The 11533-nt window shown below is 67.5% G+C and carries 13 protein-coding genes; 8 read left to right on the forward strand and 5 right to left on the reverse strand.

All coding sequences use genetic code 11. The features are described from left to right. Positions 1–290: 290 nt before the first annotated feature. On the reverse strand, positions 291–1328 hold the full coding sequence (locus ACOQFS_RS06670; protein ID WP_421562120.1) for an IS110 family transposase: 1038 nt from the start codon (positions 1326–1328) through the stop codon (positions 291–293). 198 nt (positions 1329–1526) lie between these two features. Then, entirely contained in the window at positions 1527–2660 is a 1134-nt protein-coding gene (locus ACOQFS_RS06675; protein WP_421562121.1) for a GGDEF domain-containing protein, read from the reverse strand. 134 nt (positions 2661–2794) lie between these two features. On the opposite strand from ACOQFS_RS06675, the gene ACOQFS_RS06680 reads away from it, so the two are divergent. From ACOQFS_RS06680 to ACOQFS_RS06690, 3 genes are read left to right on the forward strand one after another with little or no spacing between them, the layout of a single operon-like run. Then, positions 2795–3553: an aspartate/glutamate racemase family protein gene (locus ACOQFS_RS06680; protein ID WP_421562122.1), complete on the forward strand. Its 759-nt coding sequence runs from the start codon at positions 2795–2797 to the stop codon at positions 3551–3553. Positions 3554–3606: 53 nt separating this feature from the next. Continuing rightward, complete coding sequence (locus tag ACOQFS_RS06685; protein WP_421562123.1) at positions 3607–3831, forward strand: AbrB/MazE/SpoVT family DNA-binding domain-containing protein; 225 nt, start codon at positions 3607–3609, stop codon at positions 3829–3831. Beyond that, the gene (locus tag ACOQFS_RS06690) at positions 3828–4226 is read left to right on the forward strand and encodes a type II toxin-antitoxin system death-on-curing family toxin (protein WP_421562124.1); all 399 of its coding nucleotides are present in this window, start codon (positions 3828–3830) and stop codon (positions 4224–4226) included. Before ACOQFS_RS06685 ends, ACOQFS_RS06690 begins: the two co-directional genes overlap by 4 nt. A 70-nt stretch (positions 4227–4296) precedes the next feature. Here the strand turns inward: ACOQFS_RS06690 and nth are convergent, their stop codons facing one another. Together nth and ACOQFS_RS06700 are read right to left on the reverse strand one after the other, a co-directional pair. Next, entirely contained in the window at positions 4297–4938 is a 642-nt protein-coding gene (nth, locus tag ACOQFS_RS06695) for an endonuclease III (protein ID WP_421562125.1), read from the reverse strand. An 88-nt stretch (positions 4939–5026) separates the two neighbouring features. Then, positions 5027–5938, reverse strand: a complete 912-nt coding sequence (locus ACOQFS_RS06700; RefSeq protein ID WP_421562126.1) for a LysR family transcriptional regulator — start codon at positions 5936–5938, stop codon at positions 5027–5029. A 108-nt stretch (positions 5939–6046) separates the two neighbouring features. Here ACOQFS_RS06700 and ACOQFS_RS06705 point away from each other — a divergent pair, with 108 nt between their 5' ends. Together ACOQFS_RS06705 and ACOQFS_RS06710 are read left to right on the forward strand one after the other, a co-directional pair. Then, positions 6047–7543 (forward strand): amidase, encoded by a 1497-nt coding sequence (locus tag ACOQFS_RS06705; protein ID WP_421562127.1) that lies wholly within the window; start codon positions 6047–6049, stop codon positions 7541–7543. Positions 7544–7595: 52 nt separating this feature from the next. Then, positions 7596–8597 (forward strand): Bug family tripartite tricarboxylate transporter substrate binding protein, encoded by a 1002-nt coding sequence (locus ACOQFS_RS06710; protein ID WP_421562128.1) that lies wholly within the window; start codon positions 7596–7598, stop codon positions 8595–8597. A 41-nt stretch (positions 8598–8638) separates the two neighbouring features. Here the strand turns inward: ACOQFS_RS06710 and ACOQFS_RS06715 are convergent, their stop codons facing one another. Next, on the reverse strand, positions 8639–9118 hold the full coding sequence (locus tag ACOQFS_RS06715) for an AraC family transcriptional regulator (RefSeq protein WP_421562129.1): 480 nt from the start codon (positions 9116–9118) through the stop codon (positions 8639–8641). Between the two features lie 149 nt (positions 9119–9267). On the opposite strand from ACOQFS_RS06715, the gene ACOQFS_RS06720 reads away from it, so the two are divergent. The 3 genes from ACOQFS_RS06720 to ACOQFS_RS06730 are packed head-to-tail and all read left to right on the forward strand — an operon-like array spanning position 9268 to position 11514. Beyond that, the gene (locus ACOQFS_RS06720; RefSeq protein WP_421562130.1) at positions 9268–10458 is read left to right on the forward strand and encodes a PLP-dependent aminotransferase family protein; all 1191 of its coding nucleotides are present in this window, start codon (positions 9268–9270) and stop codon (positions 10456–10458) included. 25 nt (positions 10459–10483) lie between these two features. Further along, entirely contained in the window at positions 10484–11263 is a 780-nt protein-coding gene (locus ACOQFS_RS06725) for a lysozyme inhibitor LprI family protein (RefSeq protein WP_421562132.1), read from the forward strand. Positions 11264–11289: 26 nt separating this feature from the next. Next, positions 11290–11514, forward strand: a complete 225-nt coding sequence (locus ACOQFS_RS06730) for a SlyX family protein (RefSeq protein ID WP_421562131.1) — start codon at positions 11290–11292, stop codon at positions 11512–11514. Positions 11515–11533: the final 19 nt, after the last annotated feature.

An 11533-nucleotide genomic window follows, 5' to 3' on the forward strand; every position in this document is an offset into this window, starting at 1 on the left:
CGCCCCCGCCTAAGAACGTATATGGACGCCCCGAATAAGCCAAGCCCTCACTCACTGCTGCCAAGAAGGTAAAGATTGCACCCGTATATTCGGACTTACTGTGGCCGGGGCCACGGTCCCTGATGGGATTCGCTGGTGGAGGTCCTATCGGTTTAGCGCACTCGAAGTGCCACGCTCTTATCGGATTGCATCCACCACGGTCTGACCTGTCTTGCCATCACTTCATGATTGCTTGAGCAATCGGTGGTTTCCTCCCAGTCTTCGTGCTTGCCGCTACGCCATCCCAGGCCTCAGCTGCTCGCTCGTGCGTAGCCGGGCTCGTAGCTCCTGTCATGCGCCAGCAAGGCCCACACAATGCGGGCATTCTTGTTGGCCAGTGCCACCGCCGCCACGTTCTTGTTGCGTCGCTGCACTACGCCATTGACCCATCTGCACTGTGGATTGTCCGCAGCCTTATTCTGGGCATGGTAAATCACCGAGCGCGCACCGTGGATCAGCAAGGTGCGCAGATAGGTGTCGCCTCGTTTGCTGATGCCCAGCAGGTTTTGCTTACCTCCGCTGGAATGCTGGCGCGGCACCAGCCCCAGCCAGGCGGCCACCTGCCTGCCATCCTTGAAGCTCTTGGCATCCCCCAAGGAGGCCACCAGCGCGCAGGCCGTGATGGGACCAATGCCGGGGATTTGCTCGAGCTTGCGGCTCAGGTCGCTTTGGCGGTGCCAGGCCACAATTTGCGCTTCCAGCTCCTGTACTTGGCGATCAAGTTCCTTGAGGTGTTCGAGCAGCCTGCCCATGAGCAGGCGAAACGCGCCGGGCAGTTCATTGCAGGCATCCTCGATGAGCTCAGGCACCCTCTGGCTGATGTGCCCTATGCCTTGGGGGACGATCAGGCCGAACTCGGCCAGCAGGCCCCGCAGTTGGTTGGCCTGCGCTGTGCGGGCCTTGACAAAGCCCTGGCGCACCCGGTGCAGGGCCAGCACGCCCTGCTGCTCCACGTTTTTGATGGGCACGAAGCGCATGCTCGGACGGGTGAGGGCTTCGCAGATGGCGGCTGCATCGGCCGCATCGTTCTTGTTGGTCTTGACGTAGGGTTTGACGAATTGCGGCGCCATCAGGCGCACGGTGTGGCCCATGCCCTGCAGCTTGCGCGCCCAGTGGTGCGCGCTACCACAGGCCTCCATGCCAATCAGGCAGGCGGGCAAGTTGACGAAGAAGGTCGCCATCTGCTCGCGCTTGAGCAGTTTGTTGAACACGGCCCGCCCGTGCTCATCCACGCCGTGAACCTGAAACACATTCTTGGCCAGATCGATGCCAATGGTTGTAATCTTCATGGTGGACGCTCCTGCTCCGTTGAAGTGGAAGAACTGACGTCTCCACTGTGGCACTTTCGATGCCGTTTGGGGTGGGGCGTCCATCCCATTGGTTCATTGAATGCAGAAGGCGGTTGGGGCTGAGCTTGCGGGAGGTTCGTGCCGCGCGGCTCATCGACGGAACCCGAAAATCAGCGATGCGCAGGGTCTGTGGCCCGCTCACTCCACCACGGTCCGGTTGCGGCCCTCGTGCTTGGCGCGGTACAGCGCAGCGTCGGCGCGCGCAAGCATGGCGTCCAGGGTTTCGTGCGGGCCGGTCCAGCTGGTCAGGCCAATGCTGACCTCGCAGTCCAGCGCGTGGCCGGTGGCCAGCGCAGCATGGATGCGCTCGGCCACGACCTGGGCGGCCCCGCTGTCGCTGCCGGGCAGCAGCACCAGAAACTCCTCGCCACCATAGCGCCCCAGCCGGTCGGCGCGGCGCAGCGCCTGCCGCGTGCGCTCGGCAAAGTGCACCAGCACCGCGTCGCCGTGCTGGTGGCCCCGGGTGTCGTTCACCGCCTTGAAGTTGTCCAGGTCCACCATCATGATCGCCGGGCCCTGGCCGTAGCGGCGCGCACGTTCCAGTTCGTCCTCGCAGCACTCCAGCAGCGCGCGGCGGTTGAGCGTGTTGGTGAGGGAATCGTGCGTGGCCAGGTGTTCCAGCTCGGTGCGCAGGCGGTCGGTGGCCATCAGCACCGCGCCGATGGAGAGCATGAGCACCATCAGCACATAGGCGCCGATGTAGAGCGACTGGAACAGTGAGGGCTCCATCAGGTCCGAGCCGCCCTTGCCGATCACGAGGGAGATCAGCCGCACGGCCAGGATCAGCGTGTGCGCGGCCAGCACCACCTCCACCAGCCGCACCGGAAAGCTGCGGTCGCCATGCTGCAGCATGAAGCGCAGCTGCGCCGCATAGATGCTGCCCATCAGCACGGCAAAAAAACCCACCCGCATCGAGTAGCTGGGGTATGCGTAGGTAAGCACCACAAACACCGCAGTGCTGCCCGCCATCACCCAGCCCCAGAAGCGCCAGTCGAACGCGTGGCCCAGAAAGTGCCGCGTGCCCATGTAATAGATCAGGCTGCCCAGCACCAGCAGTTGGTTGGCAACCACCAGGCTCAGCCAGGCCGGGACGAAACCCCGTGCGCCAAACAGCGCGGTGGAGACGAGCCACAGCAGCGGCGCGACGGCCCAGGCTCCCACGCCGCGGATCGACGGCGGATAGTGGCGCCGCATGAACAGCATGACAACCGCCATGACGGCGGACATGAAGCCCGCCATGGCGATCATGGAACGTGGGTCGAGGTTCGTCATCCGTGGGGTATGAGGGGGGTGGCGCGCCTGCGTAAGCAATTGTGTCTGTTGCCTGCGGTCAGTATAGCCATGGGAATTGCCGCATTCCGCCGGGGTAAGTCCTGTCTGGCACAGGCCTTGCGTGCGCGCAGCGCATGCGCCGGCTGCTGGTCATCAACCCCAACACATCCCCCCGTGTCAGTGCGCTGCTGCAGCACCATGTGCAGGCCGCCGTCGGCCCGCAGGTGGCCGTGCACACCGCCACGGCGCGTTTTGGCGCGCCGTACATCGCTTGCGAGGCCAGCTACGCGGTGGCGGCCCATGCGCTGCTGGATGTGTGGGCCCACCACATGACCCAGCTCACGGCCCAGCCCGGCCCGTTGCCCGACGCCGTGCTGATCGGCTGCTTTGGCGACCCCGGGCTGATGGCGCTGCGCGAGAGCAGCCCGGTCCCGGTGACGGGGCTGGCCGAAGCGTCCTTCATCGAGGCCGCCCGCCATGGCCGCTATGCCATCGTGACCGGCGGGGGGCGCTGGGGCCCGATGCTCCAGCGCCTGGCCGCCGCGCTGGGCCAGGCTTCGCTGCTCGCGGGCATCCACACTGTGGCGCCCACGGGCGCCCAGCTCGCGGCAGACCCCGAAGCCGCGCGCTCGCTGCTGGCCCGGGCCTGCCGTGACGTGGTGCAGCGGTGGGGCGTGCAGGCCGTCATCCTGGGAGGAGCCGGCCTGGCCGGGATGGCCGCCGCCGTGCAGCCGCAGGTGGACGTCCCGGTGATCGACAGCGTGCTGGCCGGCGCGCACATCGCCCTGCGCGCGCAGCCATCGCCCCCCGAGCGCCGGGCGGCAGGCTTTGACGTGGCGTGGAGCGGCGTGTCCGCAGAGATGGCGGCCCTGGGGGTTGCAAAGGCGGATTGACGGGGCGCGGGTGGGTTCGCTAGTATTACGTTTGTAATAACTGGAGGAATTCCATGCACATGCTCAAGCTCACGCAGATTGGAAATTCTGTCGGCGTGGTGTTGCCCAAAGAGGCCCTGGCGCGGCTGAAGCTGGGCAAAGGGGAAACCGTGTTCTTGACAGAGACGCCCGATGGCTACGCCTTGACGCCCTACGATCCGGCGCTGGAAGAGGAGATCAAGGCGGGCCGCGAGTTCATGCGCGACTTTCGTGACACGTTTCATCAGTTGGCACGATGACCTGGCGATGGATCAGCAAGCAGGCGCTCGTGCTGCTTCACGGCGAAAGCCTCGCCATCCATGGGGGTCGAGAGGGCATGCGTGATGAAGGGCTGCTGGAGTCGGCGCTCATGCGGCCTCAGAACATCGTTGCTTATGCCGATGCCTCCAGCCCCCCAGATGCGGCAGCGCTTGCCGCGAGCTACGGGGTTGGCCTGGCCAAAAATCACCCCTTTGTAGATGGCAACAAGCGGGCCGCATTCCTGGCGGTGGGTTTGTTTCTCTATCTGAACGGAATGCGCCTGGAGGCCAGCCAGGCCGATGCGACTTTGACCATGCTCGCCGTCGCCGCAGGCGACATCTCTGAAGAAGCCTTTGCCGCCTGGCTGCGCACGCATGCCGTGCCGCGCAACTGATCGCTGGATTTTTAGTGTTTTTAAGCCCCAGCGCTTATCCATAAAGCGCTGATAGCTATCAAAATAATAGTTACCGAGGGGCCGGTGTCTTCGGTGCAAAGCAGCAAAACGGCTGCACCGCACATTCCCAGCACCGGGGTTTGCGCGCCTGGCACACGTAGCGGCCATGCAGGATGAGCCAGTGGTGCGAATCGACGGCGTACTGGGCAGGCACGCGCTTCATCAGTTGCAGTTCCACCGCCAGCGGGTTCTTGCCGGGTGCGAGGCCCGTGCGGTTGCTCACCCGAAAGATGTGCGTGTCCACGGCCATCGTCGGCTGGCCGAAGGCCACGTTCAGCACCACGTTGGCGGTCTTGCGGCCCACGCCGGGCAGCGCTTCCAGTGCCTCGCGCGTGCGGGGCACCTGGCCGCCGTGGCGCTCCACCAGGATGCGGCAGGTCTCCATCAGGTTCCTGGCCTTGGTGCGGTACAGGCCGATGGTCTTGACGTAGCCCTCCAGTCCCTCCAGCCCCAGGTCGAGGATGGCCTGCGGCGAGCCCGCCACCGGAAAGAGCTTTCGCGTGGCCTTGTTCACCCCTACGTCGGTGGCCTGGGCCGACAGCAGCACAGCGGCCAGCAGCTCGAACACGGTGGTGTACTCCAGCTCGGTGTTGGGCATGGGGTTGGCGGCCTTCAGCGTGGCGAAGAAGGGTTCGATCTGGCTGGCGTGCATGGCGGGTGTGGCGGATCGCAGGGGTCGGGCGGGGGGGAGGGCGGGGCGGCATTGTCCCATCGGACGGCAGCGGCGGTAGATCTGGGGTTCAGGCAGTGGGCAGCTGGGTGCGCAGGAACGCGATGAAGGCACGCACGCCCTCGGGCAGCGTGCGGCCCGCCAGCGTCTGCAGCTCGATGGCGCGGCCGCTCATGCCGCGCTCGCGGATCTGCGCGGCATGCAGTTCGCCGCGGCGCACGCGCTCGCGCACCGTGACTTCGCCCGAGATGGACAGCCCGCCGCCGTGCAGCACGAAATGCGTGAGCGTCTCGAAATGGTTGCTCACCAGCACCGGGTCGAACACCAGCTGGCGCTGGCTGCAGCCGATGTCGAACAGCTGGCGCACGGTGTTGTCGCGCTCGGGCAGGGCCACGGGGTGGGCGTGCATCTGCGCCAGCGTGATGCTGGGGTGCCGCGCGAGGGGATGGTCGGGCCGCATGATGGCGATGACCGGCGACACCTGGCGGTGCTGCACCTCGATGTCGCGCTCGGCCGAGCGGCTGTAGGTCAGGCCGATGTCGGCCTCGGTGTTGAGCACGGCCTGCGTCACCGCAGCCGGCGGGGCCACCCGCAGATGAAACTGCATGCCCGGGTACTGCGCGCGGAACTGCGCCATGGCCTTGGGCAGGAATTCGATGGCGAAGCCGGCCGAGCTGCACACGCGCACCAGCCCCCGCCGCAGGCCCTGCAGCGCCTGGATGTCGCCCACCACGCGGTCGGCTTCGAGCGCATTGCGCAGGGCATGGGCGGCCAGCAGTTCCCCTGCAGGGCTGGGCGCCATGCCGCGCGGGCGCCGCTCGAACAGCGGCACGCCCAGCACGTCTTCCAGCGCGGCCACCTGGCGGCTCACGGCCGAAGGCGACACGTTCAGCCGCGTGGCGGCCTCGCTCACCGAGCCGCTGCGCACGACTTCCAGAAAGTAGCGCAGGGCGGTGTCCTGCAGGCGTTGGGCAGAGCGCATCGGTGACAGGTTCAAAAAATGCAGAACGCTTTTGGTTTGCGAAAAGCGCAACGATACGTCAATTATTTGGCGATGGTGTAAACGCAGCCGCCTGCGTATCCTGCGGCCATGGACTTCACCAACGCCCCTTCCACACCCTCCGCCGCCGCTGCCCCTGCCGTTCGCGCCGACGCAGCGCTGGTCGAATGGAGCGCCACGGCGCTGTCGCAGGCCATCCAGACGCGCGAGGTCTCGTGCACCGAGGTGCTGCAGGCCTACCTGGCGCAGATCGACCGGCTCAACCCCCGGGTGAATGCCCTGGTGGCGCCCGTGGAGCGCGAGGGGCTTTTTGCGCTGGCCCGTGAGCGCGATGCACAGCTGGCGCGCGGCATCCGCCTGGGCCCGCTGCACGGGTTTCCTCAGGCACCCAAGGACATCATGCCTGCGGCAGGCATGGTCACCACCAAGGGCTCGCCGATCTTTGCCGGGCAGGTCAGCCGCAGCGACGCCGTGGTGTTCGAGCGCATGCGGGCCGGTGGTGCGCTGTTCGTGGCGCGCAGCAATTCGCCGGAGTTCGGCCTGGGCGGCCACACCTACAACCCGGTCTACGGCACCACGGGCAATGCGTTTGATCCTGCGCGCAGTGCGGGCGGCAGCAGTGGCGGTGCGGGTGTGGCGGTGGCCCTGCGCATGCTGCCGGTGGCCGACGGCTCGGACATGATGGGATCGCTGCGCACCCCGGCGGCGTTCAACAACGTGTTCGGCCTGCGCACCTCGGTCGGTCTGGTGCCGCATGGGCCTGCCGATGAGGTGTTCTTCCAGCAGTTCAGCGTGACCGGGCCCATGGCACGCAGCGTGGCCGACCTGGCGCTGCTGCTGTCGGTGCAGGCGGGGCCCGACGCCCGCCTGCCGCTGTCGCTGCGGCACAGCCCTGGCGCACCGTGGACGGCGCCGCTGGAATGCGAAACGCGCGGCCTGCGCATCGGCTGGCTGGGCGACCTGGGCGGCCACCTGGCGATGGAGCCCGGCGTGCTGGCCACCTGCGAGCAGGCGCTGGCCCACTTCGGCACGCTGGGGTGCAGCGTGGAGCCGGTGGTGCCCGACTTCGACTTCGAAAGGCTGTGGCAGGCCTGGCTGGACCTGCGCAGCTTCCAGGTGGGGGGCGCCAACGCCGCCCTCTACCGCAACCCGAAAAGCCACGCGTTGCTCAAGCCCGAAGCCGTGTGGGAAATCGAGCGCGGCCTGCGCCTCACGGCCTTGCAGGTGTACGACGCAGCCCGGGTGCGCAGCGCGTGGTACGACACCGTGCGCGTGCTGTTCGAGCGCTTCGACTTCCTGGTGCTGCCCGCCGCACAGGTTTTTCCCTTCGATGCCGCCCACACCTGGCCGCGGGAGGTGGGCGGGCGTGCCATGGACACCTACCACCGCTGGATGGAGGCCGTGGTGCCTGCCACCATGGCCAGCGTTCCGGCCCTGGCCGCACCTGCGGGTTTCGGTGCCACGGGGCTGCCCGCCGGCCTGCAGATTCTGGGCCCCGCCCAGCAGGACTGGGCCGTGCTGCAACTGGGCCACGCCTACGAGCAGGCCAGCGGCTATGCGCGCCAGCGCAGCCCCCTGCTGGATTGACCGATCGCCACCCACTCACCGTGTTTCCCGTTCGCGTGTTTTTTTGGAGAGCTTGACCATGCTGCGTTCCCGTTTCGTATCGCGTCTCGTCGCTGGCGCCCTGGTGCTGGCAGGCCCATGCCTGTCGCTGGCGCAGACCCCGGCCCAGGCCACGGTCTACCCAGACCGCCCCATGAAGCTGGTGGTGCCGTTCGCCCCCGGCGGCGCCACCGACATCCTCGGGCGCCTGCTGGCCACTGCGCTGGGCGAGCGGCTGGGGCAGCCGATGGTGGTGGAAAACCGGCCCGGCGCGGGTACGGTGGTGGCGGCGTCCATGGTGGCCAAGGCACCGGCCGACGGCTACACGCTGCTGCTGGGCTCCAACACCACGCTCACCATGAACCCGGTGCTGCGCCCCAACCTGCCGTACGACCCCCTCAAGAGCTTCACCCCGCTGGCCCTGGTGGCCGACATGGGCTTACTGCTGGTGGCCCACAACGACACGCCCGGCCGCACGCTCAAGGACATCGTGGCCCAGGCCAAGGCAGCGCCGGACAAGTTCTCCTATGCCTCGTATGGCACCGGCTCATCGGTGCACTTCGGGGCCGAGATGCTGAAGACAACGGCGGGTTTCCAGATGGTGCATGTGCCCTTCAACGGCAGCTCGCCCAGCCTCACCGCACTGATGGGCGGGCAAGTGCCGCTGGCGGTCGACACGGTGGTGGCCTCCACCCCGCTCATCAAGTCCGGCAAGATCAAGGCCATTGCCACGCTGAGCCCGCAGCGCCTGGCGCTGCTGCCGGATGTGCCCACCGTGGCCGAAAGCGGCTACCCCGGCTTCGACATGGGATCGTGGTTTGCCTTTGTGGCACCGGCGGGCCTGCCGGCGCCCGTGCAGAAAAAGCTGGAGAAGGCGCTGGCCGACACCATGGCGTCGGCAGACTTCAAGAAAAAGATGGAGGACATCGGCCTCACGCCCATTGGCGGCAATGGCGAGGCACTGCGCGCCCGCATCGAGCGCGAACTGCCGCAAATGCGCGCCGTCGCGGCGCGCGCAGACATCCGGGTGGATTGAGGCGAGGGCACTGCCGGTTGGGCGCTGTGCCCGGACTGTGTTCAGCGAGAGCGCCGCACGGGCACGCACAGCCAGCACGGAAAGCGCCCGGTGGCCGGGTCCACCGCAAAGTCCTCGTCATAGATTTCGAGCGCTGCGCGCGGCGCCCATTCCCAGCCTTCGGGGATCTGGCCCGGCGTCGCCAGCTGCGCCCAGGCGGCGCCGATCTCAGCCCCCGTGCCCACGAAATGGCGGCAGGCGTAGTCGCCTCCCTCAAAGTCCAGCACCTGCACCCCGGGGCCGGGGCGCAGGCCCACGCCAATCTGCACGCAGGCGTCGTAGCGGCATTGATCGGGCGGCGTGCACGAGGGATCGTCGTGGCTGAGGCCATAGAACCTGGGGCGTGGCTCGCTCAGCCGATTGTCGGCGCACCAGGTGCCGAAGCGCTCCCACAGCGCGGTGAGGCCCGGGTGGGCATAGGCACCCGTGTGGCGCATGCAGGCCAGGCGCATGGGAGGAAGGGTGCGAATGGCGAGCAGCATGGAGGAGGACCTTGATGCAACAGGAGGACTGCGGGCGCACGGACGAACCGTTGCGGGAGCACGGGCGAATCAGTTTACCCAGCGCGCATGAATCCAGCGCAGCAATTGGCGACAATGCTGCGTTTGCAGCCAACCCACACGTCCACGCCATGCAATTTGCCGACCGCCTGAACAACGTCGAAACCTCCGCGATCCGCGAACTCTTCAAGCTGCTGGGCAAGCCCGGCATCATCAGCTTTGCCGGGGGCTTCCCGGACAGCGCGATGTTCGACGTGGACGGTATCCGCGCGGCCAGCAATGTGGCCCTGGCCGAAGAGCCCGGCGCGGCGCTGCAGTACGGCGCGACCGAAGGCTACAACCCGCTGCGCGAACAGCTGGCCGCCTTCATGGCCATCAAGGGCGCCCAGGGCGTGGCAGCCGACAACCTCATCGTCACCACCGGCAGCCAGCAGGCGCTGGACCTGCTGGGCAAGACCCTCATCAGCCCCGGCGACAAGGTCATCGTGGAAGGCCCGACCTTCCTGGCCACCATCCAGTGTTTCCGCCTCTATGGCGCACAGCTGATCAGCGCGCCCATCGACGGCCACGGCGTGAAGACCGACGAGCTCGAGAAGCTCATCGCAGAGCACAAGCCCAAGTTCGTGTACCTGATCCCCACCTTCGGCAACCCCAGCGGCGCCATGCTGAGCGCCGAGCGCCGCAAGGCCGTGCTGGAGATGGCCGTCAAGCACAACACCCTGATCGTCGAGGACGACCCGTACGGCGACCTGTACTTTGGCGACGCGCCCCCGCCCAGCCTGCTCAACCTGTCGGCCAGCGTGCCCGGCAGCCGCGAACTTCTGGTGCACTGCGGGTCCCTCAGTAAGGTGCTCTCGCCCGGCCTGCGCGTGGGCTGGATGATTGCCCCGGCCGAGCTGCTGGCCAAGGCCACCATGTGCAAGCAGTTCAGCGACGCGCACACCAGCACCTTTGCCCAGGCCACGGCCGCGCAGTACCTCAAGGCCGGCCGCATGCCCGGCACGCTGGCCCATGTGCGCAAGGTGTATGCCGAGCGCGCCCAGGCCATGGGCGACGCGCTGCGCAAGGAGCTGGGCGACGCCATCGACTTCGTGCAACCCCAGGGCGGCCTGTTTGTGTGGGCGCGCCTCACGGGTGCGGGCGGCAAGGTGGCCGATGGCAACGTGCTGGCCAAACGCGCGATTGAAAAGGGCGTGGCCTTTGTGCCCGGCACGCCGTTCTTCTGCGCCAACCCCGACCCCGCCACGCTGCGCCTGTCGTTCGCCACGGCCGATGTGGACAAGATCCGCGAAGGCGTGGCGCGCCTGGGTCAGGCTCTCTGATCCGCCGGTTCGGGCCGTGGGTGCCATGCGGGGTGGGGTTCGCACGCTGGCTTGGCTGGGTCTGGGCGCAGGCCTGGGGCTGTGCAGCGGTGCAGGCGCTCAGATCCCGCAGCAAGCCCCCACGCCCGCCTTTGACTGCCGCGCGGCCGAGAAAACGGTGGAGCACTGGATCTGCGCCAGCGAGCCGCTGATGCAGGCCGACCTGCGACTGACCGAGGCCTATGTAACCGCCCGGGCCAAGCCCGATGGCGACGCGGCACTGGCCACCCTGCGTGCCGCGCAGCTGCGGTGGCTGCGCGAGCGCAATCGCTGCGAGAGCGAGGGCTGTGTCGAGGCCGCCTACGCACGGCGCATCAACGAATTGCAGGCCGCCAACCGCGCGGTGCAGGTGCTGGGTGCCGAGCCGTTTGCGCCGGTGTTCTCGCGCACGCTGCCCCACATCAACGACACGCGCGGGGTGTGGGGCATACCGCTGCGGCGCGCGCAGACCACGGCCTTCCAGGTGGAGCTGTACATCGACCCGGCCGACGCGCGCCCCTGGCAGGGCGGTGGCCCCGGCGTGCGCATGATGTGCTGGCCGCCCGACCGGCGCGAGGGCTATGCGGCCCGGTTCGAATACGCCGCGCGTTCGTGGGGCGATGCATTCCGCCCCGTGGAGCGCGCGGGCCAGCGCGGCTACGTGCTGCTGCGCTTTGTGCTGGGCCGCGATCTGCCGCTGAATGAAGACATCGTGTGCCACCTGGCCCTGACCGAATGGCTGCTGGAGCGCCCCAGCCAGCTCCACGTGGTCGAAACCCCGCCGTGACCGTCGGGCACCGCCCACTCACCACCATGACCCACCCCCACACCGACGACATCCTCCAACGCCTGGAGGCGCTGGAGATCAAGGCCAGCTTCACCGAAGACCTGCTGGACCAGCTGAACCTGACCATCTACCAGCAGCAGCAACTCATCGACCAGCTCACGCGCGAGGTGATCCAGCTGCGCCAGCAGGTGCCGGAAAACGCAGCGCAGGGCCCGCGCAATTTGCGCGACGAGATTCCGCCGCACTACTAGTCCACTGAAACCGAGAAAT

Origin of the sequence: Paracidovorax sp. MALMAid1276 (assembly GCF_049198005.1) — a bacterium.
In the GTDB taxonomy this organism is placed as follows: domain Bacteria; phylum Pseudomonadota; class Gammaproteobacteria; order Burkholderiales; family Burkholderiaceae_C; genus Acidovorax.

Excerpts from the sequence above, each read along its gene's own strand:
- ACOQFS_RS06670 (WP_421562120.1), bottom strand. The coding sequence starts at position 1,328 with ATGAAGATTACAACCATTGGCATCGATCTGGCCAAGAATGTGTTTCAG.
- ACOQFS_RS06675 (WP_421562121.1), bottom strand. The coding sequence starts at position 2,660 with ATGACGAACCTCGACCCACGTTCCATGATCGCCATGGCGGGCTTCATG.
- ACOQFS_RS06680 (WP_421562122.1), top strand. The coding sequence starts at position 2,795 with ATGCGCCGGCTGCTGGTCATCAACCCCAACACATCCCCCCGTGTCAGT.
- ACOQFS_RS06685 (WP_421562123.1), top strand. The coding sequence starts at position 3,607 with ATGCACATGCTCAAGCTCACGCAGATTGGAAATTCTGTCGGCGTGGTG.
- ACOQFS_RS06690 (WP_421562124.1), top strand. The coding sequence starts at position 3,828 with ATGACCTGGCGATGGATCAGCAAGCAGGCGCTCGTGCTGCTTCACGGC.
- nth (WP_421562125.1), bottom strand. The coding sequence starts at position 4,938 with ATGCACGCCAGCCAGATCGAACCCTTCTTCGCCACGCTGAAGGCCGCC.
- ACOQFS_RS06700 (WP_421562126.1), bottom strand. The coding sequence starts at position 5,938 with ATGCGCTCTGCCCAACGCCTGCAGGACACCGCCCTGCGCTACTTTCTG.
- ACOQFS_RS06705 (WP_421562127.1), top strand. The coding sequence starts at position 6,047 with ATGGACTTCACCAACGCCCCTTCCACACCCTCCGCCGCCGCTGCCCCT.
- ACOQFS_RS06715 (WP_421562129.1), bottom strand. The coding sequence starts at position 9,118 with ATGCTGCTCGCCATTCGCACCCTTCCTCCCATGCGCCTGGCCTGCATG.
- ACOQFS_RS06720 (WP_421562130.1), top strand. The coding sequence starts at position 9,268 with ATGCAATTTGCCGACCGCCTGAACAACGTCGAAACCTCCGCGATCCGC.
- ACOQFS_RS06725 (WP_421562132.1), top strand. The coding sequence starts at position 10,484 with ATGCGGGGTGGGGTTCGCACGCTGGCTTGGCTGGGTCTGGGCGCAGGC.
- ACOQFS_RS06730 (WP_421562131.1), top strand. The coding sequence starts at position 11,290 with ATGACCCACCCCCACACCGACGACATCCTCCAACGCCTGGAGGCGCTG.